This window comes from Staphylococcus cohnii species complex 1663, assembly GCF_041008415.1.
Classification (GTDB): Bacteria; Bacillota; Bacilli; order Staphylococcales; family Staphylococcaceae; genus Staphylococcus; species Staphylococcus ureilyticus.
The window spans coordinates 241,053-267,252 of the sequence record NZ_JBFDVL010000005.1; the positions used below are offsets into that span (position 1 = coordinate 241,053).

General features: G+C 32.0%; 26 protein-coding genes. 8 read left to right on the top strand and 18 right to left on the bottom strand.

Going from position 1 to position 26,200, the window contains the following annotated elements; genetic code table 11:
* Positions 1 to 222: 222 nt before the first annotated feature.
* Together ftsW and AB1J10_RS08205 are read right to left on the bottom strand one after the other, a co-directional pair.
* Complete coding sequence (gene ftsW / locus AB1J10_RS08200; protein WP_046207857.1) at positions 223 to 1,458, bottom strand: cell division peptidoglycan polymerase FtsW; 1,236 nt, start codon at positions 1,456 to 1,458, stop codon at positions 223 to 225.
* Between the two features lie 357 nt (positions 1,459 to 1,815).
* Positions 1,816 to 2,091, bottom strand: a complete 276-nt coding sequence (locus AB1J10_RS08205; RefSeq protein ID WP_019469266.1) for a YlaN family protein — start codon at positions 2,089 to 2,091, stop codon at positions 1,816 to 1,818.
* 344 nt (positions 2,092 to 2,435) lie between these two features.
* On the opposite strand from AB1J10_RS08205, the gene AB1J10_RS08210 reads away from it, so the two are divergent.
* Together AB1J10_RS08210 and AB1J10_RS08215 are read left to right on the top strand one after the other, a co-directional pair.
* A complete protein-coding gene (locus tag AB1J10_RS08210) occupies positions 2,436 to 2,918 on the top strand; it encodes a hypothetical protein (RefSeq protein ID WP_046207858.1) in 483 nt (160 codons plus the stop codon).
* The gene (locus AB1J10_RS08215; RefSeq protein WP_073342466.1) at positions 2,919 to 3,092 is read left to right on the top strand and encodes a DUF2197 domain-containing protein; all 174 of its coding nucleotides are present in this window, start codon (positions 2,919 to 2,921) and stop codon (positions 3,090 to 3,092) included. It abuts the gene before it with no gap.
* 614 nt (positions 3,093 to 3,706) lie between these two features.
* Here AB1J10_RS08215 and typA read toward each other — a convergent pair.
* Entirely contained in the window at positions 3,707 to 5,554 is a 1,848-nt protein-coding gene (gene typA, locus AB1J10_RS08220; RefSeq protein ID WP_046207859.1) for a translational GTPase TypA, read from the bottom strand.
* Positions 5,555 to 5,654: 100 nt separating this feature from the next.
* Here typA and AB1J10_RS08225 point away from each other — a divergent pair, with 100 nt between their 5' ends.
* Positions 5,655 to 5,846 carry a DUF5325 family protein gene (locus AB1J10_RS08225; RefSeq protein ID WP_046207860.1) on the top strand — a complete coding sequence of 64 codons (192 nt, stop codon included), beginning with the start codon at positions 5,655 to 5,657 and terminating at the stop codon, positions 5,844 to 5,846.
* 193 nt (positions 5,847 to 6,039) lie between these two features.
* Here AB1J10_RS08225 and AB1J10_RS08230 read toward each other — a convergent pair whose 3' ends face one another.
* Complete coding sequence (locus tag AB1J10_RS08230) at positions 6,040 to 6,855, bottom strand: inositol monophosphatase family protein (RefSeq protein WP_046207861.1); 816 nt, start codon at positions 6,853 to 6,855, stop codon at positions 6,040 to 6,042.
* Between the two features lie 246 nt (positions 6,856 to 7,101).
* Here AB1J10_RS08230 and AB1J10_RS08235 point away from each other — a divergent pair, with 246 nt between their 5' ends.
* Entirely contained in the window at positions 7,102 to 7,713 is a 612-nt protein-coding gene (locus AB1J10_RS08235) for a YktB family protein (protein ID WP_046207862.1), read from the top strand.
* 402 nt (positions 7,714 to 8,115) lie between these two features.
* Here the strand turns inward: AB1J10_RS08235 and AB1J10_RS08240 are convergent, their stop codons facing one another.
* On the bottom strand, positions 8,116 to 8,622 hold the full coding sequence (locus AB1J10_RS08240) for a DUF4064 domain-containing protein (protein ID WP_046207863.1): 507 nt from the start codon (positions 8,620 to 8,622) through the stop codon (positions 8,116 to 8,118).
* Positions 8,623 to 8,860: 238 nt separating this feature from the next.
* Here AB1J10_RS08240 and AB1J10_RS08245 point away from each other — a divergent pair, with 238 nt between their 5' ends.
* Positions 8,861 to 10,186, top strand: coding sequence for an Nramp family divalent metal transporter (locus AB1J10_RS08245; RefSeq protein ID WP_369003096.1), 1,326 nt, complete (start codon positions 8,861 to 8,863; stop codon positions 10,184 to 10,186).
* Positions 10,187 to 10,412: 226 nt separating this feature from the next.
* Here AB1J10_RS08245 and auxB read toward each other — a convergent pair whose 3' ends face one another.
* From auxB to AB1J10_RS08305, 12 genes are all read right to left on the bottom strand, one after another.
* Positions 10,413 to 11,582, bottom strand: coding sequence for a lipoteichoic acid stability factor AuxB (auxB, locus tag AB1J10_RS08250; protein WP_070038000.1), 1,170 nt, complete (start codon positions 11,580 to 11,582; stop codon positions 10,413 to 10,415).
* 74 nt (positions 11,583 to 11,656) lie between these two features.
* On the bottom strand, positions 11,657 to 12,730 hold the full coding sequence (locus AB1J10_RS08255) for an ABC transporter substrate-binding protein (protein ID WP_064209099.1): 1,074 nt from the start codon (positions 12,728 to 12,730) through the stop codon (positions 11,657 to 11,659).
* Entirely contained in the window at positions 12,727 to 13,539 is an 813-nt protein-coding gene (locus AB1J10_RS08260; protein ID WP_046207866.1) for an ABC transporter permease, read from the bottom strand. The genes AB1J10_RS08255 and AB1J10_RS08260 overlap by 4 nt, the downstream gene beginning before the upstream one ends.
* Before the next feature lie 5 nt (positions 13,540 to 13,544).
* Complete coding sequence (locus AB1J10_RS08265; RefSeq protein ID WP_064209100.1) at positions 13,545 to 14,348, bottom strand: ABC transporter permease; 804 nt, start codon at positions 14,346 to 14,348, stop codon at positions 13,545 to 13,547.
* Positions 14,341 to 15,435, bottom strand: a complete 1,095-nt coding sequence (locus AB1J10_RS08270; RefSeq protein ID WP_064209101.1) for an ABC transporter ATP-binding protein — start codon at positions 15,433 to 15,435, stop codon at positions 14,341 to 14,343. The genes AB1J10_RS08265 and AB1J10_RS08270 overlap by 8 nt, the downstream gene beginning before the upstream one ends.
* Before the next feature lie 11 nt (positions 15,436 to 15,446).
* Entirely contained in the window at positions 15,447 to 15,986 is a 540-nt protein-coding gene (locus AB1J10_RS08275; protein WP_070038004.1) for a helix-turn-helix domain-containing protein, read from the bottom strand.
* A 169-nt stretch (positions 15,987 to 16,155) separates the two neighbouring features.
* Complete coding sequence (locus AB1J10_RS08280) at positions 16,156 to 16,428, bottom strand: UPF0223 family protein (RefSeq protein ID WP_046207870.1); 273 nt, start codon at positions 16,426 to 16,428, stop codon at positions 16,156 to 16,158.
* A gap of 233 nt (positions 16,429 to 16,661) precedes the next feature.
* Complete coding sequence (lpdA, locus tag AB1J10_RS08285) at positions 16,662 to 18,068, bottom strand: dihydrolipoyl dehydrogenase (RefSeq protein ID WP_046207871.1); 1,407 nt, start codon at positions 18,066 to 18,068, stop codon at positions 16,662 to 16,664.
* A gap of 3 nt (positions 18,069 to 18,071) precedes the next feature.
* Positions 18,072 to 19,370 carry a dihydrolipoamide acetyltransferase family protein gene (locus tag AB1J10_RS08290; RefSeq protein ID WP_064209103.1) on the bottom strand — a complete coding sequence of 433 codons (1,299 nt, stop codon included), beginning with the start codon at positions 19,368 to 19,370 and terminating at the stop codon, positions 18,072 to 18,074.
* A gap of 145 nt (positions 19,371 to 19,515) precedes the next feature.
* Complete coding sequence (locus tag AB1J10_RS08295) at positions 19,516 to 20,493, bottom strand: alpha-ketoacid dehydrogenase subunit beta (RefSeq protein WP_046207873.1); 978 nt, start codon at positions 20,491 to 20,493, stop codon at positions 19,516 to 19,518.
* 3 nt (positions 20,494 to 20,496) lie between these two features.
* Entirely contained in the window at positions 20,497 to 21,609 is a 1,113-nt protein-coding gene (gene pdhA / locus AB1J10_RS08300) for a pyruvate dehydrogenase (acetyl-transferring) E1 component subunit alpha (protein WP_046207874.1), read from the bottom strand.
* Between the two features lie 265 nt (positions 21,610 to 21,874).
* A complete protein-coding gene (locus AB1J10_RS08305; protein WP_070038007.1) occupies positions 21,875 to 22,501 on the bottom strand; it encodes a YkyA family protein in 627 nt (208 codons plus the stop codon).
* Between the two features lie 122 nt (positions 22,502 to 22,623).
* On the opposite strand from AB1J10_RS08305, the gene def reads away from it, so the two are divergent.
* Entirely contained in the window at positions 22,624 to 23,175 is a 552-nt protein-coding gene (gene def / locus AB1J10_RS08310; protein ID WP_046207876.1) for a peptide deformylase, read from the top strand.
* Positions 23,176 to 23,228: 53 nt separating this feature from the next.
* Here def and AB1J10_RS08315 read toward each other — a convergent pair whose 3' ends face one another.
* The gene (locus AB1J10_RS08315; protein WP_064209104.1) at positions 23,229 to 23,501 is read right to left on the bottom strand and encodes a hypothetical protein; all 273 of its coding nucleotides are present in this window, start codon (positions 23,499 to 23,501) and stop codon (positions 23,229 to 23,231) included.
* A 494-nt stretch (positions 23,502 to 23,995) separates the two neighbouring features.
* Here AB1J10_RS08315 and AB1J10_RS08320 point away from each other — a divergent pair, with 494 nt between their 5' ends.
* Together AB1J10_RS08320 and rnjA are read left to right on the top strand one after the other, a co-directional pair.
* A complete protein-coding gene (locus tag AB1J10_RS08320) occupies positions 23,996 to 24,211 on the top strand; it encodes a DNA-dependent RNA polymerase subunit epsilon (protein WP_070038009.1) in 216 nt (71 codons plus the stop codon).
* Entirely contained in the window at positions 24,211 to 26,082 is a 1,872-nt protein-coding gene (gene rnjA / locus AB1J10_RS08325; RefSeq protein WP_064209105.1) for a ribonuclease J1, read from the top strand. Before AB1J10_RS08320 ends, rnjA begins: the two co-directional genes overlap by 1 nt.
* Positions 26,083 to 26,200: the final 118 nt, after the last annotated feature.

Consider the following 26,200-nt stretch of genomic DNA (forward strand, 5'->3'; position numbering starts at 1 on the left):
TAACTATTTTATTGTAATTAACACTGAAAAAATGGATACCTATCGTATTTAAGAGAGATTATATCACAAAAACAACATAATATAAAGTTATCATTATTGATAACTTAAACTTATCAAAAGAGTTACACTTATTAACTTTTTCAAAAGTAGCTTGTACAGATAAAAAAATAAGCAAACGTTTCCAACATTTGCATGTTGAATCGTTTGCTTATTTTGCACGTATTAATTATTTTTTGGCACGCTAAAATTTTTAGTATGTTTACGTTGCTGTCTTCTTTTCGATTCATCTACTTTAATTTGTTTAGCTGTAATTAACAATAGTCCCATTGCAATACTTAAGCTAATCATTGATGACCCACCAAAGCTAATAAATGGTAACGGGACACCAGTTAAAGGTATCGTGCCTGAAATACCACCTAAATTGACAAATGTTTGACTACCTATATAACTCGCAACACCTACACAAACTAATTTATAAAAGTATGAGCTTGTTTTACTCGCAAGTTCAAATGCACGATATACAATAAAGAATAATAGGCAAATGACAATTAGCCCTCCAACAAGTCCAAGTTCCTCACAAATAATAGAGAAAATAAAGTCAGTATGTGGTTCCGGCAAATAACCTAATTTCATAATACTATTTCCTAAACCACGGCCTAACAATCCTCCATTACCAATTGCAATTAATGAATTAGAAATGTGGTAACCTGTGCCACCTTCATTACTAAATGGATCTGTAAGGGTACTGAATCTAGCCGTTAAATAATCTGGCACGAGCCCTATGAGTAAAAATAAGCCACCAATAAGTACAACACCTGTAAGAACAATTAAACCATATTTTAGCGATTTTTGAACGCCAATACCTGCATAAAATAAGATTGAGAAAAAAATTATTAAAATTAATAATGTTTGCCCTACATCGCGCTGTAAAAACACAAGGCCAATACAAATAGCAGATAAAATGATTGGTGAAGTCATTAATTTAGGATTTTTAAAAACTTTTGGCCTTTTCTTTTCAATCATATATGGAATATATAATATCAAAGCAATTTTCAACAGTTCTGAAGCTTGTAAATTCATAAAGCCTAAATTAATCCAACTTTTCGAACCATTAATATTACTTCCTACTAAAAGCGTTGCCATTAATAATAAGATAATCCCAAGCATCATCCATTTTTGAAACTTAATTGTTTCCAAAAACTTCACATTCATCACAAAAGCCATAATAAAAACAAGAATGATACTCATAATTACGTACATTAATTGCCTAGTGTAAAAATATGTTCCTGTCACAGGTACACCGCCTGTTAAAGAACCTTTAGTGGCTGCAACCATACTTGCACTATATACCATGACTAAGCCAATGAGACATAACAACAAATATGTAATTACTAACGGATAATCAATATATTTAGCATTCTTGCTAATATATTGAAAAAAACTCTTTATGTTATTCATTCGACATATCATCCAATTCTATTTTATATATTCTTTACATATTAATCATTTTTAATAAAAGTTTCAGAAACGTTACGTTATTCTAAAAACCGAAATTGTTTTTTAAATTAATTGTACCTTTAACAGTATATCAAAAATTGTATTCATTTTTCGAACAAATATAATTTGTTGTTCAATCATTAATATACTGATACATCCTTTGTTATCAAACAAAAAAAGTGGCTACGATACAATCAATATAATATTGACATCTTAGCCACTTCAAATATCTTATGTAGTTTTTTAACTACTTAATTTCACTTTATATCATTTTATTTAGTAAAAATAAATTTATACTTTTAAAATTACTGAATCCAATTAAACGTTTGTAAATGCCTCATGCAATTTGGACAATTCTTTTTCTAAACGAAGCATTAAATCTTTGCCCGCTTCTCTGTCTACCAAGCCTAGTTCAACAGCAAAATCAACTTCTTTTTGTAAACCAAACATTTGCGTATCAAGAACTTCTTCATACAATGGGCATTGAGGTAATGTAAGATTATCCATTTGAACTTTGATCAATTGAAGAATCCTGTCTGCATCTTTATTTAATTGGTCATATGCCGCACTGTTTAATTTTTGGCCCTTTACCATGACATACTCCCCCTATCAATTGTAACTTTATATGTAAAAGTTTATCTTACTGATACAGAAAAAGCAAGCGAATTCAGTAATATACTAAGGCTAGTTATTTATGATAATATTAGAAATAGTGATATATTTAGTTTAGCTACATATATAATTAATGAAACGAACTACACAAATCATTGTGCTATGAGCGTTCATGCAATTAGACATTTTTATTTATATGAAGCATCTCATATGATATAAACTATTTAATTACGTCTAAATTCACAAAAATGTCAATTATTGTAACGGCTGAACTTTTTGTCGATTCATTTTATTTAAAATTTTTATAATACATTAGGAGTGGGATTATGATTCAAATTAAGGGTGAAGTTAAATTTCCAATTACTTTAGATAGTACAACTTGGATATTTGATGATAGAAAAGTTAAATTAGAAGATTTAGAGAGTGGTGTTTTTGACGGCACTAAACCAATCAATTTCGATGACAATCGGGAATGGAATCGTGCAATTTTAGAAGGACAAACAAATCCTCCAACACTTAATTCAGAAATTAAATATAGAAAAAGAGCAGTTTTAGAAAATTCATTTGTAATTAATATGTCACCATTTTTCAAAAATGCTGAGCCTTATGATCATGCGAAAGCAATACGTTTATTTAATGATAATGACTCAATAGAAGTGCCAATAGATTTACTACCATATCTTTTCTTCCAATTCGCTCGTGATGGTAAAAGACTTTATGAAGATAACTTCGTAGATAGTTTTGTCTATATTCCAGAACAAGGTTATTCATATGAGTTCAAGTATGTTACTCACATCGAGGTGATTTAAATGATAAAAGTGCAATGTATTATCTGTGATACCGAAGTATTCATTGATCAAAATACATTAGAAGCTAAACGATTAAGAAATGATCCAATGCACACTTTTATGTGCGACGAATGTAAAAGTCGTCTGGATACACCAAAACAACGTAATCAAGCAACAACCTTCGACCATCGATAATCTATTTGTACAGACTTACACATCTTTTAAACCAAAAAGCAAAATATAGCTTCATCATATTAGCAATCATTAATAGCTTTGACCATCGTCATCGACTGTTAATATTTTATAAGTCAACTGGAACCTTAACCTTAAAATACGCCCTGTGAAAGTTTCTATCAATTTGAAACTTTTATAGGGTTTGTTTTATATCACCATTGCTTATCAATTAACTTTCTTGATGTGAAACAAAACTGATCCTGTATACTCAAGCAACTCATGATATACTTTGAAGTTTTATCAGTAACTACTATTCTAGATTTCACGATTACTTATCAAAGATATTCGCTACAAAATCAAAATATTTATCTATCATGAATAAATACAATTAAATGATTTAATTTGATGTCATGTGTATAAAAGTTATAAGTTAATATAACACCTCTGCTTTACTAAAACGCCTAATTAATTAAAAATCGAACTAATTATATTACCAAATACAGATCATTTTTACTACTTAACAAGTGAATATCATAAAAAAAAGCAACATCAATCTCTATATTATTCCAATAGAAATTGACATTGCCATGTTAATCAAAAGTATTTATTGCTCCAATACTATGATGATTTACTAATTACTCTTCTTCTTGCATTAATTGTTTGATTCGTTTTGCTTCTTTTTCACGCGCTGCTTTTTCTAAAATTGTTTTTCTAATGCGAATCGTTTCAGGCGTTACCTCTACTAATTCATCATCATTGATAAATTGTAATGCTTCTTCTAAAGTTAATTTTCTTGGGCGTTTCATTGTAACTGTTTGATCTTTTGTAGCTGAACGTACGTTAGTTTGGTGTTTTTCTTTCGTAATATTTACTGTTAAGTCATTTTCACGATTGTGTTCACCGACAATCATACCTTCATATACTTCAGTACCTGGTTCCATAAAGTTCGTACCACGATCTTCTAATCCCATAATCGCATATGAACTTGCTTGACCTTTGTCCATAGACACAAGCGCACCATTTCTTCTACCGCCTATACGGCCTTTAACACGAGGTTTGAATTCTTCAAAAGTATGGTTAATAATACCGTAGCCACGTGTCTGTGACATAAACTCAGTAGTATAACCGATTAAACCACGTGCTGGAACCATAAATATCAGACGAGTTAAACCATTATCAGTAGTCACCATATCTAGCATTTCACCTTTACGTTGACCTAATGATTCTATGACAGCACCTGTATATTCTTGTGGTACTTCACATTGTACACGTTCGAATGGTTCACATTTAACGCCATCAATTTCTCTTAAGATAACTTGTGGTTTTGAAACTTGTAATTCATAACCTTCACGTCTCATATTTTCAATTAAAATAGATAAATGTAGTTCACCACGTCCTGCAACTATCCATTTATCTGGAGATTCTGTTTGAGTTACTTTTAATGATACATCTGTTTCTAATTGTTCATCTAAACGCTCTTGAATTTGACGAGACGTTACAAAGTCACCTTCACGTCCAGCAAACGGTGAGTTATTAACTCTAAATGTCATTTCCAATGTAGGTTCATCTATTCTAAGAACCGGTAAAGGCTCTTGATGATCATTAGGTGTTACAGTTTCACCTACGTTAATGTCTTCCATACCTGAAACAGCAATTAAATCGCCTGCATAAGCTTCTTCAATTTCTTCACGTTTTAATCCGAAATAACCGAAAATTTTAGTTACTCTGAAATTCTTTACAGAGCCATCTAATTTTAATAAAGATACACTATCACCAACACGCATCGTTCCTCTAAATACACGTCCTACACCAATACGTCCAACATAATCGTTATAATCCAACAATGCTATTTGGAATTGTAACGGTTCTTCTCTATTATCAATTGGCGCTGGCACATAATCAATAATTGTTTCGTAAAGTGATTGCATGTTTTCATCTTGTTTTTCAGAATCTAAACTTGCAGTACCATTAACAGCTGATGCATAAACAACAGGGAAATCCAATTGTTCATCATTAGCTTCTAATTCAATAAATAAATCTAAAACTTCGTCTACTACACCTTCAGGTCTAGCTTCAGGTTTATCAATTTTATTTACTACTACTACAGGTTTTAAATTTTGTTCAAGTGCTTTTTTTAATACGAAACGTGTTTGTGGCATTGTACCTTCATAAGCGTCTACAACTAAGATTACACCATCAACCATTTTCATAATACGTTCAACTTCGCCACCGAAATCGGCGTGTCCAGGTGTATCTAAAATGTTGATTCTGTTATCTTTATAATTAATTGCCGTATTTTTAGCAAGAATTGTTATGCCTCGTTCTCTTTCTATGTCGTTAGAATCCATTGCTCTCTCATCAACATGCTCATTTTCACGGAAAATTCCTGATTGTTTTAATAATTCATCTACTAATGTTGTTTTACCATGGTCAACGTGAGCGATGATTGCGATATTACGAACATCTTCTCTTATTTTAGTCATTTTATATAATTTCCTTTCTCGAGTAAATTCCCACTTTTCTTTGCAACTTTTTTATTATATCATATAATTGGTTAAAGAAAACTATAAAGGTGTGGTTGGGATGCAACAAAAAAAATCTAAATCAATATTCTGGGTACTCGCTATCATAGCTGTTATATTTTTGCTTTTGTTTAGCTTTAGTATCGCTGCTACAAATGTTCCAATGATGATTTTAACATTTATACTATTCATTGCAACATTTGGGTGCGGTTTCACTTTAAAAAAGAAATATCGTGAGAATAATTGGTTATAATTATAAAATAAATGAGGACAGAAAATCATTAAAAAATGTATTTTCTGTCCTTTTTTATATGTTAATTTTATTTAAAAATGCATTAAAGTTTGTATTTAACACGCTACTAATTAAACCATCATTGACTTTCTGTATCACATCACTTACTTTAAAAGTTAAAATTTGATTAGTTATATGATTCAAAACAATCATCTTAATGTTTTAATCGTTTTTGTAATGCTTCTATCATTTCATTATTTTTTTGAAAATGAAATTCTAATAGTTCTGCATGTAATTGAGGATTTGCCATTACTATGGAACTCGGTTCATATATGGACAAGGCATTTCCCATTAAATCTGTGCCTATGCCACCTACTTCTTGCAAAATGATTAAACCACCAGCAAAATCCCAAGGTTGTAATCTAGGTGTAATGTAGCCTCCTAATTTACCCGTAGCTACATGAATAATTTCTAAGGCAGCCGAGCCATAAGCCCTCGCACTTCTAGCTTCATCCACAATTGGTTTGAACACTTCACCTAACTTTGGCTTTGTAAGCCAATTTGGATTAATACCAATTATACTTGTTTTTAAAGGACTCGATTGAATAGTAGATAACGAATTCCCATTTTCAAATGCACCATCTCCAACTTTTGCATGGTAAAGTTTATCATTTATGACATCGTATACAAATCCTGCATATGGTTTGCCATCATTAAATATGCCTATAGAAATTGCAAAATTTTCTTTTTGATGTACAAAATTCAACGTCCCATCGATTGGGTCAACAACCCATACAATACCTGATTCATCTTTAAGGTCATGTCCATGTCCCTCTTCACCAATTACTAAATGTTCTGGATAAGTCTGCTTAATATTGTCAAAAATATACTTTTCAGTCGCTTTATCAACATTCGTCACTAAATCATTGGGATTTGACTTAGTTTCTATTTCTATACCTTGTTTCATGATTTTTTTTACATTGATGCCCGCTTCTAAAATAAGGCCTTTTGCAAACTCATAAACAGTCATTGTATCCCTCTCCTTTTTCACGACTCACTTTTCATTAATATTTAATAAGATAAAGTTCTATATATTTAAAATAGTCAATTGTATGTAATATCATATTAGTTAATAATACTATGTTTTTACCCTGATTCATAGGTTTATACACGTTTCTGTGCAATGTAATATCGTTCAAAGAAAAATGCAATGGCAATGTTTATAGAATAATATTGTGCTAAAATAAAAATAATAATTACATACTAGGAGGTTAAAATGGCTAAATATACATTTAAAGCAAACGATTTTAAAGCATTTACTGTTGATGGTTTAGATAACAGAATGGAAGCTTTGAATAAACATGTTCGACCACAATTACATGAATTAGGAGAATATTTTTCCCAATATTTAGAGGCAACAACAGGAGAAGTATTTTATCCTCACGTTGCTAAACATGCAAGACGAAGTGTAAATCCGCCTAAGGATACATGGGTTGCATTTGCAACTAACAATCGCGGTTATAAAATGTTACCTCATTTTCAAATAGGTCTTTTTGAAAACCAATTATTTGTCATGTATGGTGTTATGCACGAAGCAAAAGATAAAGCGCAGCGTGTGAAGGTTTTTGAAGAACAATTTCAAACCCTTAAAAACTTACCATCCGATTATAGTTTAAGCTTGGACCACATGTCTCAAGAAAAAACTTACATCGCAAACATGTCAGACGATGATATACAGAGTGCAATTGATCGTGTTAAAAAAGTGAAAAAAGGTGAATTATTTGTTGCACGCACACTTGCCCCAAATGCGAATGAATTAAAAACAGATAAAGCTTTCTTAAACTTTTTAGAAGAGACTTTCGCACAGTTATTAAAATTTTATAAATAATGTTTAACTCCGATTCTATAAAGCAACCAAGGTATAAATAGCTTAGACCTTATAAAAAGAGTGGGACAGAAATTTATTTTTATTAAAAAATTCGTCGTCCCACTCCAGTTATGCTGATTAGAATTAAAAAAAGAATAATATGAAAGAGTTTAGGAAATCGTTGAGTCGACCTAGACTCTTTTTTTATGTTAATAAATGTACTTTAACGTATTTCGTTAACTAACTTTAAATTAACGGACGAAGCAAAAAAATATATTTATTTAATTTCTATGTCTGTATTCATATTAAATCCAAAAATTATACTCATAACTAAACTGCTAACATAGACAATACTTTGTTAGCAGTTAGCGTATATTTTCAATTTTTTATAAATCTTTTAATGGTACGAATCGTTCACATAATTTAATAAATATATGGATCCTCATCTTTTTTCTTTTTTAATTCTTGCTCTGGATTCATGTCACTTTTTTGTCGTGGATCATTATTCTTGCCATTTTCACTATTGTCATTTGACTTCATTTGATATTGTGATTGAATTTTGTCTTTTTTTACTAACAGCATAATACCAGCAATTATCCAAAGTATTAATGCGATAAAATTACCAGTAAAAATACTAATTAAAGCCGCTGCAATTAAAAGACACCCAGCTAAAATTCTGTTTCCTTTAATTGTAAAAACACCACAGAATCCTAGAATCGTCGCGAATAATAAAAATCCACCTTGCATTAATATCGACGCTTTAAGTGCATCTGCTGATATAGACATACCTTGCTGTTCATATATTTGATTTAATGCTTCCTTGGATTCGGGAAAATTCAATAAAATTAACCCCAAAATCATGAGTATTAAAAATAATAAACTAAGACCGTTTGCAATCCAAGCAAGGATTTTTTCTGCTTTCCGATTCATCATTTTTTCCTCCTATTCTTTCATTATCACTATCATAGCAAATTTAACAATATTACAAAATTACAAAGTATTATTTTCTATATTTCAAAATATTAATTTACTAATAAAAAATTAAAAGCAGTAAAATTTTAACCTAACAATTTTTCTTTGTTAGGTTGACCTAATAATTTTTTTGGAGTAATCTATAAAAAGTTAGTTAGAAGTATAGGAGGTATCACTATTGACTAATAATATAAAAATGCATAATAAAAGTTTAGAAGAAATCAACAATACGGTTTCTATTAATACCAATGGTAAATTTAGTCAAAAGTTATTATCTTATTTAGGTCCAGGATTATTAGTAGCAGTTGGTTACATGGATCCAGGTAACTGGATTACTTCAATGCAAGGTGGTGCACAATTTGGATACATTTTGCTATTCGTCATTTTACTCTCTAGCTTATCAGCAATGTTACTACAAAGTATGACGGTAAGATTAGGAATAGCTACAGGTATGGATTTAGCACAAGCTACAAAATATTACTTAAATAAACCATTATCTTTTGTGTTTTGGATTATTGCTGAATTAGCAATTATTGCAACCGATATCGCAGAAGTAATCGGAAGTGCGATAGCATTAGATTTATTGTTTGGCATTCCATTACTTGTTGGTGCGCTTATCACCGTATTAGATGTATTTTTATTACTCTTTATTATGCGATTTGGTTTCCGAAAGATAGAAGCAATCGTAGGTACGTTAATTTTCACTGTACTTGTGATCTTTATATTTGAAGTGTTTATCGCTTCACCAAATGTCAATGAGGTTTTAAGTGGTTTTGTACCAAGCAAAGAAATCATAACGAATAATAGCGCGTTGTTTATTGCACTTGGGATTATTGGTGCTACAATTATGCCACACAACTTATACCTACACTCTTCTATTGTGCAGTCAAGAATGTATGATAGAAATAGTCTAAAATCAAAAGCACATGCAATCAAATATGCTACAATGGATTCTAATATTCAACTTTCGATCGCATTTATTATTAATTGCTTATTACTTGTTTTAGGTGCAGCCTTATTTTATGGTGTTAACACTGATCAATTAGGTGGTTTCTACGATTTATATCATGCTTTACAAAACCAGCCTATATTAGGAGCTTCTATGGGGACAATTATGAGTACCTTATTTGCAATTGCTTTATTAGCATCAGGCCAAAATTCTACAATTACTGGTACGATGGCTGGACAAATTGTAATGGAAGGTTTTTTACACCTCAAAATTCCAAATTGGTTACGTAGACTTGTTACACGTCTACTTGCAATTTTACCAATTATATTCTGTATCATTATTTTTAAAAGTGATGAAGCTAAAATTGAACAATTACTAGTATTTTCACAAGTATTTTTAAGTTTAGCTTTACCATTCTCATTAATACCTTTACAATTGGCAACAAACAATCGTTATTTAATGGGACAATTTAAAAACAGAACTTGGGTTAATACGATATCGTGGTTATTAATCATTATTTTAAGCTTATTAAATGTATATTTAATATTAGAAACATTTAAAGAACTTATGTAAACATATTACTTAAATATATACAGAGTAATAAAACAGCAATTTCTTTATTGAAGTTGCTGTTTTGTTTATTTTTAAATCTAATACCTTTGTTTAATGACGATTTCTGTATGTTTTCATTATTATAGTGATTTTGTGAACGGTCAAAATTGTCAAATATTCATATAAAAAAAAGCAAATCCATTTTGGATTTGCTCTTTTTTATGCATAGCATAATAAAATACATGCTTTATTTTTCTTTATCTGTATCTGCTGCTTCGCTTTGCATATTCTTACTTGATTGGTTTTGTTCTTCATCACTCTCTGATGACTCTGCAGATTGACTTGTGATTTTCTTTCGTTCTTCAAAATTCATTCTTCGTTGATTAACTGCACTGGGTTGTTGCTTACGTCTTTCTTTTTCACGCTGTTTACGTGCTTTCTTTTCTTGCTTGATCCGAGCTTTTTCTTCTGCTTTTTCTTGTTTCAATCTGGCAGCTTCCTCAGCCTTTTCTTGCTTGATTCGCTGTTGTTCTTCATATGCTTCTTGTTGAAGTTGTTGTTCTTTTTCAAATGCTTCTTGTCTACGTCTAGCTTCTTCTTCAGAGGCTTGGCTATCAAAGTTTTGATCTGCTAGGTCATTTTGAAGATTTTCATCATTATCATTTGACTGCTGTTTTGATTTATAATTGTATTTGGCTTGTCGAGATAGTACTTGAGGTTCTTCCTCTTTTGAATTGATATCCGAATTTACTTTATTAGCAACTTCGGAACTATACCCACCTCTTCTTAATTGTTGTTCTTGATTTGATGGTTGTTCTACGTCAGAAGTATCTTGTTGTGCTTTATATTGTGAGTTTGGTTCTGTTCTTGGTTCAGGGTTTGGTTCTGCTTTTCTTTCTTGTCCATAGTCATTATAACCACCTTGATAACCACCAGAATAATATGCTGGTATCATTTCTACTTTATCTTTGCGTGCAAACATCATAATTGCCACTATTAAAAATAGAATCGGTATAATGAGTGGTACAAATAACAGAACTAAAGGTAAAGTTACGATTGTAGCTATTAAAAATAAAAAACCAGATAATATTCTAATATTCATTGATATTAAAGCTAAAAACGATATTAATAAACAAACAATAAAATATACGATAACTGCCCATATACCATTTTGTAACCAAATAACGAATTGAATCGTATTTAATCCATTATTCGCCAGTATTTGCTGAATAAAATCATTACCATTTAACGACGTTTCTAAATTTTGAATAGAACTTTCACTACTAAAAGAAACTAGTGCAATAAACATTGTGATGATTGTTAATAATAGTAAGAATATCCAGCTCAACCAACCCAATACCTTTTCTGCTAGTCGACTCACTGGACGCCTAACTTGAGTATATTGTTCTCCTGACATTTCTATACAACTCCTTATACTACTTATCAAACTATTATATCGAATAAACGATAAAATAACTACTATACTACGCTTTAATTTAACGACATTTTAAAATTTAAAAAGCGTTCATTATATTCACTTAATGTATCCTTACCTAAATCTTTATAGACTTCTAATCTTGCTTGTGTACGTTTTGAAGGATAAAATCGTTCATCGTCTTTGATATTTTTTGGTAATTGTGCTCTTGCAGTCTTATTAGGTGTTGCATAAGCTACCCATTCCGTATTTTGTTTACTATTCTGTGCATCTAACATAAAGTTGATAAACTTGTGTGCACCTGCTTTATTTTGAGCAGTCTTGGGAATAACCATGTTATCAAACCACAAGTTTGACCCTTCTTTAGGTACCACGTAATCAAAGTCGCTATTATTTTGCACAATTGGCGCTGCTATACCGCTCCACACAACCGCGATATTTGCTTCATGTTGTTCAAGCATCATAGTTATTTCATCACCAACGACACCTTTAATATTAGGACTTATTTGTTTCAAATCATGTTCAACTTCTGCTAAGTGTTGTGTTTTTTTATCATTTAAACTGTAGCCTAATTTGTTTAAACCTAAACCTATAACTTCTCTTGCACCATCCACTAATAAAATATCATTTTCATATTTTGGGTTATATAAACTTTCCCACGAATTAAAGTTATCTTTTGGATACACATTTTTATTATATAAAATACCAACTGTACCAAAAAAGTATGGTACTGAATAACGATTATCTCTATCAAATGACATGTTCATATAATCTTTATCTAAATTTTTTATATTTGGTATTTTCTCATGATTTAAAGGTAATAACAAACCTTCTTTTTTCATTTTTTCTATCGTATATTCACTTGGAAAAGCAACATCATAATTTGTTCCACCATTGCGTATTTTGGCTTCCATAGCCTCATTAGAATCAAACGTCTCGTACACAACTTCAATACCAGTTTCCTTTTGGAATTTTTTTACTAAACTTGGATCAATATATTCTCCCCAATTATACACATATATTTTTTCACCTGAAGCAGAGTGCTCTTTTTCAGTGAGTTTTTGACTTATCCATAGACATAGTAATCCAACAAAAATTGAGAGCAAGATTAATTGTAAAAATCGTTTCATTGTTGAGTCACCTGCTTCAATGCTTTATTTCGTTTGATAATTTTTTGTATCAAATAATATCCAAGAATACCTATGATTATTGTTATAAAAAGTATAGTCGATATCGCATTAATTTCCATACTTATACCTTTTCTAGCCATAGCATAAACTTCTACTGATAATACACTAAATCCGTTTCCCGTAACGAAAAAACTAACTGTAAAATCATCTAATGAATAAGTTAATGCCATAAAAAAACCGCCAAGAATTGCTGGGAATAAATGTGGTAACATCACTTTGTTTAACACTTGTAACTCAGTGGCACCTAAATCTCTAGCAGCATCTAACGTATGTGCATTCATTTCATATAATTTAGGCAACACAATTATCACTACAATTGGAATGCAAAATGCAATATGTGAAATGAGCACAGTGATAAAACCAAGACCTAACCCTGTAAAGTGACCAATTGCTGTAAACATAATCAAAAATGATGCACCAATAACAACATCGGAAGAAACCATTAGCACATTATTTAAAGTTAGTAATGAAATTTTTAATTTCTTATTCCTTAAATGATATAAAGCAATGGCTCCCATTGTTCCGACGACCGTTGCAATTGCAGCAGCTAATAATGCCACTGCAATCGTATTAAAAATAACCGATAACAATCTGTCATTGTTAAATAAAGATAGATAGTGCGCTAATGTAAAATGCTCAAAATGAATCATATTACCTGCTGAATTAAATGAATAAAACATTAAAAACAGTATAGGGATGTACAATACTGCAATTAATATACCGATATATAGTTTGCCATACCATTTCATATGATTCACCCTTTTCCATTTGTAGATTTATTATTTGTGATGATTAAGACAAATGCCATAAAGAGAATGAGAAATAATGCAATTGTAGAACCCATTCCATAATTTTGAATTACAAGAAATTGTTCCTCTATCGCCGTTCCAATATTAATCACTTTATTTCCAGCAATTAACCTTGTAATCATAAACAAAGAAAGTGCAGGAATAAATGTAACTTGCACTCCAGTTAATACACCTCGTTTAGTTAAAGGCATGATTACTTTTTTAAAAGTGGCTAAACGACTAGCACCTAAATCACTTGAAGCTTGTAATAAATTATTTGGTATGTCTTTCATATTATTAAAAATTGGTAAAATCATAAATGGAATATAAATATAACTTGCTACAATTATAAACGCTGGTCCTGTAAATAACAGTTCCGTTCTAGGTAAGTGTAAACTATATAATATTCGGTTGATAATACCATCATGACTGAACAATCCGATAAATGCATAGGTCTTTAGAAGTAAATTAATCCAAGTAGGTATAATTAATATCAATAACCATACATTCTGATGTTTTGATGTACGAATAAAATACGCCGCTGGATAACTAATAAGTAATGTAGTCAGCGTAATAAGTACAGCGTACAATACAGAGTCCCATAACATCAAAAAATATTTGGTTGTCATCATTTGTTTATAATTTTCTAAACTAAAATCACCATGGATATCAATCATAGAAAAATAAATTAACAAAATAACAGGCACAACAATAAATAAAATCATCCACAAAATGTATGGTACAAATAAAAATCCATTTATTTTACGCATTATCATTTACCTCATAACTATTAATGCGTTTATCAAATTCTGCTTCAGTTTCACCTGGTACCATAATATGAATCGCTTCTGGTTCAAAATATAAACCTACTTTACTGCCTACTTCAGTTTTCTTTGTAGAATGCACCATCCACTCATAACCCTTTCTATCTACACAATTGATTTCGTAGTGCACACCTCTAAATAACATGGATTCAACAGTCACTTCAAATAACCCGTCCCCAGGAGATACTAATGCAATGTCTTCTGGTCTGATAACGACTTCAACTTGTTGTTGACTCGGAATTCCCATATCAACACACTTAAATGATTGATCGTAAATATTAACGACATAATCTTTGACCATCGTACCTTGCAAAATATTAGATTCCCCAATAAAATCAGCAACAAATCGATTTACTGGTTCATCATAAATATCAATCGGCGTACCAAATTGTTGTATTTTTCCATCTTTCATTACAAATATATAGTCACTTAGTGCCAATGCTTCTTCTTGATCATGTGTTACAAATATAAATGTAATGCCTAATCTAGATTGAATTTCTCTTAATTCATATTGCATTTCAGTTCTTAGTTTTAAATCTAGTGCTGATAATGATTCATCTAGAAGTAAAATCTCAGGTTCATTTACAATAGCACGCGCAATCGCAATTCTTTGCTTTTGTCCGCCACTCATGCCTTCTATCATTCTGTTTTCAAAGCCAGTTAATTTCACTAATTTTAAAGCTTCTTGTACCTTAGTTTTAATGACTTCCTTGTTTAATTTTTTTATTTTTAATCCAAATGCGATGTTATCAAATACAGTCAAATGCGGAAAGAGTGCATAATCTTGAAAAACTGTATTTACTTTTCTCTTATTAGCAGGAACTTGATTAATTGATTTTCCTTGATAAATGATTTGGCCATGATCAACTTGTTCAAAGCCTGCAATCAATTTGAGAATTGTAGTTTTGCCACAACCAGATGGACCTAATAGTGTATAAAAATGTCCAGATTCAATATTTAAATCTATGTTATCTAATATTTGAGTTCCATCGTAAGCTTTGCTTACCGATTCAAATGTCAATAAAGGGTTCATGTATTGTCCTCCTATAAATATGATGCTGTTGCAACAACCATCACTTTCACATCTTGTGACGTAAGGTTCTTTAACCTATGTATTTGGTTTGCTTTAAAATATAACGCGTCCCCTTCTTCAGCGTGATAATAATCACTCCCTAATAAAAGCGAAATCTCACCTTGTAAACAATATATGAATGTGTCGGAATCTGAAGGATCAAAACTTTTATAAGATGCATTGGGTCTTAAAGTAAGTATTAAAGGTTCCATTTCGAAATTATTTGATTGTGTAATTGGCCAATTCAATAAATATCCTCTATCAGATTCATCATAGTGAATTTGCTCATTTTTCTTATATAACACCTTAGTATTTGCTGAATCATTAAAAAATTCACGAGGGGTCGTACCTAACACTTCTAAAATATTAAAAAAAGTTTCCATACTTGGTGAAGCGTGTTCACTTTCTATTTGCGAGACATATCCTTTAGATAAATCTGTACGTTCTGCTAACTCACTTTGAGTAAGTTGTTTAATATTTCTTAGATTTTTTAATTTTTTCCCTATCTTCATTTTGTCACCTTATTTTATAACTTCTACTTTTACACATTTAAAGCTTAATTGTTAATCACAACGTTAGCATGCTCTACACAAAAAACCATATTTTGTTTACTTTTATCAAACATTATGTTTAGTGCTTAATAAAAGTATCAAAATATGGCTAATATGACAATAGTTAAATTTATTCTGAGCTAAAATATTTTTGGTTAGAAGCCTCTTTGACTGATTTTACAGCTTTGTAGCTATTATAGCCACTTTGCTTCTCAAATTCTTTAAATATTTGCTTTTCTTGAGCTTTACCTGGAACTACTTTTTTAAATTGACTGTAGCGTTCTAACAAAAGCTTGCCCTCAACTTTTGATTCGTAGTATTGCTCAATGGCATTAAAAAAAGCTACCACTTGCATCATTTCTTCATTTGTCCATTCAAGATCAATAGGATATGAATATTCCATATCATTACACTCCCTTTTGTTAACAAGTAGTTATCAAAATTTTAAAAAAGTAAAAAAAGAGCGGGACAGAAACCAATATATTAAATTGATTTCTTATTCCCGCCCTATATATTTGTTATCGCCTTTAAATGTTTGAACATTGACTTGAAAGTGCGAGAACAGTGTCCCTGTGCATACTTCCTAATCACTTAAGTAAAAACTTCTAAAGCATAACAATTTGTGCTTATAAATTATTACATTGTATGAATTGGTAATCCTAATGCTTTTTCAGCAGCTTCCATAGACATTTCACCTAAAGTTGGGTGAGCATGTACAGTTAATGCTAAATCTTCAGCATTCATACCAGATTCAATTGCTAAACCTAATTCAGAGATAATATCAGAAGCCCCAGTACCAACTACTTGCGCACCAACAAGTGTATTATCTTCTTTAAGTGTTAACAATTTAACAAATCCAGTTGTGTCATCTAATGATAATGCACGACCGTTAGCTGCATAAGGGAATTTAGAAGCTGTAACTTCTAATCCTTCTTCTTTTGCTTGGGCTTCAGTGTAACCTACTTGTGCTAATTCTGGTTCAGTGAAACATACAGCTGGCATACCAATGTAATCCACTTCTGATGCTTCTCCAGAAATAACCTCAGCAGCTACTTTCGCTTCATAGCTCGCTTTATGAGCTAACGGTAGCCCAGGAACGATATCACCAATTGCGAAAATGTTGTCGATAGAAGTACGGCTTTGTTTGTCTACTTCTAATAATCCACGATCTGCGAATTTAAGACCTAATTCTTCTAAGCCTAATTCATCAGTGTTTGGACGACGACCTACAGTAACTAATACATAATCAGCATCAATCGTTTGTTCTTCACCTTTAACTTCGTAAGTTACTTTAACACCGTTGTCTGTTTCTTCAGCAGATTTAGCCATTGCTTCAGTAACAATTTCAACGCCTTTTTCTTTCATACCTTTTTTAACAGGTTGTGTCATTTGTTTTTCGAAGCCACCTAAGATATCTTTAGCACCTTCTAAAATAGTAACTTCTGAACCAAAGTTAGCAAAAGCAGTACCTAGTTCTGAACCGATATAACCGCCACCAACTACTACTAATTTACCAGGAACTTCTTGTAAATTTAAAGCACCAGTTGAATCAATAACGCGATTGCCAAATTCGAAATTAGGAATTTCAATTGGTCTAGAACCAGTTGCAATAATTGCATGTTTAAAGTTATAAGTTTGAGCGCTCTTCTCATCCATAACACGTAAACTGTTGTTATCTACGAAATAAGCTTCACCTTTAACAATCTCTACTTTATTACCTTTTAATAATCCTTCAACGCCACCTGTTAATTTCTTAACTACTGACTGTTTGAATTCTTGAACTTTGTCAAATTTAAGTGAAACACTTTCAGCAATAACACCTAAATTTTCAGAGTTTTTAGTTTCATCATAACGGTGAGATGCGTGTAATAATGCTTTTGATGGAATACATCCAACGTTAAGACATACACCGCCTAATTCGCCTTTTTCAACGATTGTTACTTTTTGACCTAATTGTGCTGCACGAATTGCTGCAACATATCCTCCAGGTCCTGCTCCGATTACAATAGTATCTGTTTCAATTGGGAAATCTCCAACTACCATGTTTTACCCCTCCATTAATAATAATTCTGGATTATTTAATAAACGCTTGATATGGTTCATTGCATTTTGTCCAGTAGCACCATCGATTTGTCTATGGTCAAAGCTTAATGATAATGATAATACTGGCGCAGCTACAATTTCACCATCTTTAACGATAGGTTTTTGGGCAATACGACCAATACCTAAGATAGCTACTTCTGGATGATTTATCACTGGTGTAAACCATTGTCCACCTGCTGATCCAATATTACTAATAGTACAAGTAGCACCTTTCATTTCATCTGAAGTTAATTTACCATCGCGTGCTTTTACAGCTAATTCATTAATCTCATCTGAAATTTGGAACATAGATTTACGATCAGCATGTTTTACAACAGGGACTAATAAACCTCTGTCTGTATCTGCTGCGATACCAATATTCCAATAATGTTTGTGTACAATTTCGCCAGCTTCTTCATTAAATTCTGTGTTAAGCGCTGGATATTTTTTAAGCGCAGAAACGAGTGCTTTCACAACGTAAGGTAAGAATGTTAATTTAGTACCTTGCTCAGCTGCTACTTCTTTGAATTTTTTACGGTGATCCCATAGTTCTTGAACATCGATTTCATCCATTAAAGTAACGTGAGGTGCAGTGTGTTTAGAATTCACCATTGCTTTTGCAATTGCTTTACGCATAGCAGGAATTTTTTCTGTTGTTTCTGGGAATTCTCCTTCACTAGAAACTGGCGCTGATTGTGCTGCGCTCGCAGAAGTTTCTTCTGCAGTTTCAGGTGCGCTCTCAGTTGAAGCTGCACTTGCATCTCCATTTAAGTATGCATCAATGTCTTCTTTCGTTGTACGTCCATTTTTACCTGAAGCTACAACAGCTTTAATGTTCACACCATTTTCACGTGCATATTTACGTACTGAAGGCATTGCTTTAACACGTTTGTTTTCATCTACATCTGCATCAGCTGATGATTGTGTCGCAGCTGCTTCAGAACTTTCTTCTTTAGCAGGTTCTGCTTCTGTTTCTTCTGCAGATTCACTGCTATCGCTACCTTTAAATTCCATATCTTCTGCATCAGGTGCGTCAATTTTAACAATTGTATCGCCGACAACAGCTACTGTACCCTCATCTACGAGTACTTCCTCTACTGTACCTGACACAGGTGATGGGATTTCTACTACAGATTTGTCATTTTGTACTTCAGCTAAAACATCATCTTCTTCGATATTATCTCCAGCTTTAACAAACCATTTTACAATTTCACCTTCGTGGATACCTTCACCAATATCGGGTAATTTAAATTCAAATGCCACGTTATTATCCTCCTAAAAATTCATATTTAGTCAAAAATTAGAAAATGAGAACGGAACTTATGATTCGCAATCTCATGCTGTTTTATTATTAATAATTGAAGCTGGGATAACATTTCAAAAGCTATCCCAAACTTATTAATATTTATTAAAATTCTAATGTTGCTTTTGCTTTTTCAATGATATCGTTTTTGTTTGGTAACCAAACATTTTCTGCTTGAGTAAACGGATAAACGGTATCAGCAGCAGCTACACGAGCAATTGGTGCTTCTAATGATAGGATTGCACGTTCAGCTAATTCTGAAGCAACTGTTGCTCCAACACCAGCTTGGCGTTGTGCTTCTTGAACTACAACTGCACGTCCAGTTTTTTCTACTGAAGCAACTAACGTTTCTAAGTCGATTGGTTGTACCGTACGTAAATCAATCACTTCCACTGAATGACCATCTTTTTCTAACTCTTCAGCAGCTTTTAATGATTCTTGTACCATGGCACCGTAAGCAATTAAAGTAATGTCATTACCTTCTTGTTTGACACTTGCTTTACCAATTTCAATTGTATACTCCTCTTCTGGAACTTCTTCACGGAAAGAACGATACAATTTCATGTGCTCTAAATATACAACTGGGTCATTACTTCTAATTGCAGAAATTAATAATCCTTTTGCGTCATAAGGGCTTGATGGAATAACTACATTCAATCCTGGTGATTGCGCTAAGATACCTTCTAAATTATCTGCGTGTAGTTCTGGAGTATGGACACCACCGCCAAATGGAGCACGAATTGTTACTGGTGCTTGTTTTGAGTTACCAGAACGGAAACGTGTACGTGCAATTTGACCTGCAACAGAGTCAAATACTTCAAATACGAATCCTAAGAATTGGATTTCCATTACTGGACGGTAGCCTTGTGTAGTTAAACCTAAAGCTAAGCCACCAATTCCAGATTCAGCTAGAGGTGTATCAAATACACGGTCTTCACCGAATTCTTTTTGTAATCCTTCAGTTACACGGAATACACCACCGTTAACACCGACGTCTTCACCGAAAAGTAAGACATTTTCATCATTTTGTAATTCGGTTTTAAGCGCATTGTTAATCGCTTGAACCATTGTCATTTGTGCCATCGGTTACTTCGACTCCTTCTCTTTGTAGATTTCATATTGTTCTGCTAAATGTTGAGGCATTTCTTCATACATATTTTCCATTAAGTCTGTAACTGTTTGTTTTTCTGTATTATCCGCTTCTTTAATAGCAGTTTTAATTTCAGCTTTCGCACGATCGATTACTTCGTTTTCTTTCTCTTCAGTCCATAGACCTTTATTTTCTAGATGTTTTCTAAAACGAACTAACGGATCTTTTTTCTCCCATTCAGAATCTTCGTCTGAAGTTCTGTATTTCGTTGGATCGTCACCAGCCATTGTATGTGGACCATAACGATAAGTAATTGTTTCAATAAGTGTTGGACCCTCACCGTTCACAGCACGATCACGCGCTTCTTTAGTTGCTTGATATACTGCAAGTGCATCCATTCCATCTACTTGTATGCCAGGAATACCTACTGAAATCGCTTTTTGAGCTAATGTTTCAGCAGCTGTTTGTTTACTACGTGGCGTAGAAATCGCATAGTTATTATTTTGAATCACAAAAATTGCTGGCGCTTTGTAAGCTGAAGCGAAGTTAATACCTTCATAGAAATCACCTTGTGAAGAACCACCATCACCAGTATATGTGATTGCTACAGCTTGTTTCCCACGTTTTTTAAGTCCAAGTGCAACACCAGCAGTTTGTACATATTGTGCACCGATAATAATTTGTGGGCTTAGCGCGTTAACACCCTCAGGCATTCTATTTCCTTTGAAGTGGCCTCTAGAGAATAAAAACGCTTCAGTTAATGGCAAACCTTGCCAAATTAATTGTGGTACGTCACGATAACCAGGAAGAATGAAGTCTTCTTGTTCTAATGCGTATTGTGAAGCTAATTGTGAAGCTTCTTGTCCAGCAGTAGGCGCATAGAATCCTAATCTCCCTTGTCTATTTAAAGAAATAGAACGTTGATCAAGAATACGTGTCCAAACCATTCTTTCCATTAATTCTACTAATTGCTCGTCTGATAAATCAGGTACTAGATCTTCATTAACGATATTACCGTCTTCATCCAAAATTTGGATCATTTCAAATTGAGATTCAGTATCTTTCAATACTTTCTCTGCATCGAATTGGGCTTTTAATTTCGGAGCCATTCAATTCACCATACCTTTCCCGTATAATAGAAATTCATTTTATCCTTTAACATTGTATCACAAAACTGTTTCACTGTTAAACAAATATGAAAAGTTCTGTAATACAGTAAATAGGTACAGTTTTAAAACTGTATCACTAATTTCAAACTTGCTGTACTATATTATTCTCAAGTTTCAAAGCGTCAATGTTCAAATGAATGTAAGCGCCCTCATTTATAATGCTATAGTTATTTACATTAAATTTCAAATTAATAGCATTTTCATGTTAATTTAAATTATCAACATCTTGTTTTTCTTTATTTACTTTTTCTATTGCGTCTTTGTATTTATTAAATGATTTGTCCATAGTTTTATATGATTTGGATACAGCTTCTGTTTTTTTATTCATTTCTTCTTGATTAGCTTGATCACGTGAGCCATATTCAAATAAATCTTTTTCTTTATTCATAATATTTTTATATGAATTTGCATAGTTATCATGTGCCTTATATTTATCTTTCAAAGCATCATTTAACTCTTTCACTTCTTTTTTCTTATCTTTGTCACTAATATTATCTAAATGTTTTTGAGCTTTTTTAAACGCTTCTTCTGAATTTTCTAAAGCATTTTCTTCTTTTTTAAATTCTTTTTTTCTTTTCTCAACATTATCTACAATTTTTTCAGAAGTTTGTTTTGCTTCTTGTTGGTCTTTACCATTGATTTTTTTCACAAGTTTTTGTTTTTCTTGCTCTAGTTCGTTAAGTTTTTTGCCTACTGAAGAAACAGGCTTTTCTTCATCAAATGCTTGTTGTATCTTTTCATTGTAATCTTTAATCTCACCTTTATCCGTTGTACATCCAGCTATAAGTACTGTGGAAGCTAGTATGGCACCAATACCATATTTAAATTTCATTTTGAAAAATCCTCCTTTTTCGTGTGCTATATTATATAATAAATTTTAATAAATCAAATGAATTACTGTATTTTATTTGGTAATCTTTGGTATATTTTATATTAAGGAAGGTGTATGAACAAATGTTAACAATGAAAGATATAATTCGAGATGGACATCCTACGCTACGCGAAAAAGCTAAAGATGTCGAGGTTCCATTATCAAATGAAGATAGAGAAACATTAAAAGCTATGAGAACATTTTTAATAAATAGTCAAGATGAAGAAACTGCTAATAAATATGGTCTTCGTTCTGGTGTCGGACTTGCAGCGCCACAGATTAATATTTCTAAAAAAATGATTGCGGTTTATTTACCGGATGATGGCGAAGGTAAAAGTTATGACTTGATGTTAGTGAATCCTAAAATTATGAGTCATAGCATTCAAGAAGCTTATCTACCTACTGGTGAAGGGTGCTTAAGCGTAGACGAAAATATACCAGGCCTAGTACACCGTAAATATAGAGTTACTGTTAAAGCAAAAGATATAGATGGTAACGATGTCAAATTACGTTTAAAGGGTTATCCAGCCGTTGTAGTTCAACATGAAATAGATCATATTAATGGCATCATGTTTTATGATCACATAGATTCAGAACATCCATTGCAACCTCATGAAGATGCAGTAGAAGTATAAAAAAAGAACTGTTAGTAAACGTGCCAATCGCGTACGCTTACTAACAGTTCTTTTTACATAAAGTCGTCTCTTCTTTCATGGTATATAATATTGAGCTCTTGTAACTCTTTTTTCAAAGCATTTAATTCTTGAATATCAATAAATACAGGGTCATGATTGTGTTTCACATAATTTTGATCTTCATTTACAGTGTCAATGATTTCATTATAATTGAAAAACATGATAACTTGTTCCGCACGTATTTCAAATGTAATATCTTGAAAGACCTTGTCAGTTCGTTGTTTCTCACTTTTAATATCTTCAACAATACGCTTCACTTTATCCATATCAATCATCCTCATCTCGTCTTTATTACTTTCTACTATTACTTTCTATTTTAAATTATTAATTATTATATTTCCTTTTAATCATAATTAATTTTTATTATTGACTCAAGCTATATGATGATTCATTTAATATTTGAATATATGTAGCCTAAATTTACTTAGTTAAATACCTTTTATAAAGTGAATCACTTTTTTCTACATATTAAGCTTTAGCAGAAAATAAAACTGCTTTATTTATTCTACTACATCATGTAAAATGAGAAATAACTGAAAACATACGAATATGTTCTATTTGTATTTTTCTATACGAACGAATTTAAAATGACCCTAGAAACATACTGGGCAACTGCTCGTATGTTCTCTTTATATAAAACGTAGTTTCAATTCACTTTTAGTGAAATTTATTTTATTTAAAATTGAGAAACTCACAAAATATTATACATTTCAGGGTTTATAAAAATAATCTAACCAAAACTTAGGAGGAAATAGATATAATGGCAGTATTTAAAGTATTTTTTCAACATAACAAAGATGAAGTAGTCGTAAGAGAACACACACAAACAATTTATGTTGAAGCTCAATCAGAAGAACAAGTAAGAAGATATTTGAAAGACCGTAATTACAATATCGAGTTTATTACTAAACTTGAGGGCGCACATTTAAAATATGAAAAACAATCAGATCATTTTAATGTGGAGCAAGCTGAGTAATGAAACAAATTCATAAAAATGAAGTTGCGGTATATGCCCTTGGTGGCTTAGGTGAAATCGGAAAAAACACTTATGCCGTAGAATATCAGGATGAAATCGTAATTATAGATGCAGGTATCAAATTCCCTGATGATAATTTATTAGGAATTGATTACGTGATTCCTGACATTACTTATTTAGAACAGAATCAAGACAAAATAGTTGGTCTGTTCATAACACACGGCCACGAAGACCATATAGGTGGTGTGCCCTACCTATTAAAACAAATAAACGTGCCTATATATGGTGGACCATTAGCTTTAGGTTTAATCAGAAATAAATTAGAAGAACATCACTTGTTAAGAACAACAGAACTTGTTGAAATCGAAGAAAGCTCTGTTATTAAATCTAAACATTTCGAAGTTTCATTCTATTTAACAACACATAGTATCCCAGAATCATATGGTGTTATCGTTAATACACCAGAAGGCAATATTGTTCATACTGGTGATTTCAAATTTGACTTTACACCAGTTGGTGAACCAGCAAATATTGCGAAGATGGCAAAACTTGGAGAAGAAGGTGTCCTTTGTTTACTTTCAGACTCTACCAATTCATTAGTTCCTGACTTTACATTGAGTGAGCGTGAAGTTGGCCAAAATGTTGAAAAGATATTCCGTAATTGTAGCGGTAGAATCATCTTTGCTACTTTTGCATCTAATATCTATCGTGTTCAACAAGCTGTTGAAGCTGCAATTAAACACAATCGTAAAATTGTAACTTTTGGTCGCTCAATGGAAAACAATATTAAAATTGGTATGGAACTCGGTTATATTAAAGCACCACCTGAAACTTTTATAGAACCAAATAAAATTAATAGTGTGCCTAAACATGAATTACTAATTTTATGTACTGGGTCTCAAGGTGAACCAATGGCGGCTCTATCAAGAATTGCTAATGGTACACACAAACAAATTAAAATTATTCCAGAAGACACTGTAGTATTTAGTTCTTCACCTATTCCAGGTAATACTAAAAGTATTAACCGCACTATAAATGCATTATACCGAGCAGGTGCTGAAGTCATACACAATAAGGTATCAAATATTCACACATCTGGTCACGGATCTAAAGGCGATCAACAATTAATGTTACGCTTGTTACGTCCAAAATTCTTCCTCCCAATTCATGGTGAATATCGCATGTTAAAAGCACATGGCCAATCAGGAATTGAATGTGGTGTGGAACCAGACAACGTGTTTATCTTTGACATCGGTGATGTTTTAGCTTTAACACATAATTCAGCTAGAAAAGCTGGAAGAATACCATCTGGCAATGTTTTAGTGGATGGTAGCGGTATTGGAGATATCGGAAACGTAGTTATCCGAGATAGAAAACTATTGTCAGAAGAAGGCCTAGTCATCGTCGTTGTTAGTATAGACTTTAAAACGAACAAATTACTATCTGGTCCTGACATCATTTCTCGTGGTTTTGTTTATATGCGTGAATCTGGTCAATTAATTTATGATGCCCAAAGAAAAATCAAAACAGATGTTATTTCTAAACTGAATCAAAATCCAGAAATACAATGGCATCAAATTAAATCATCAATCATTGAAACACTACAGCCGTATTTATTTGAAAAAACTGCACGTAAACCAATGATTTTACCAGTGATCATGAAGGTAAATGAAGATAATACATCTTCTCAAAATAAAAAAACACAAAATAAACCAAATCAGAAAAAAGACAATTCAAAAAAACACAATAGTAAATCTCAAAACAAAAATACAAAAGATACTAACAACAAAGATAATAAAAACATCGCTCAGAAAGCAAAACAAAAACAAAAAAATGATGGTAACCAAACGGACCAATCAACCAAATCATAATCAAACTCAATGCCTCATCCATTTGTAATGGATGAGGCATTTTTATATTAAACACTTGCTATTTTGACTGAGTACATTAATTAAAAGTTAAGTTTGAACCTTCGTATAACTTGTCTAT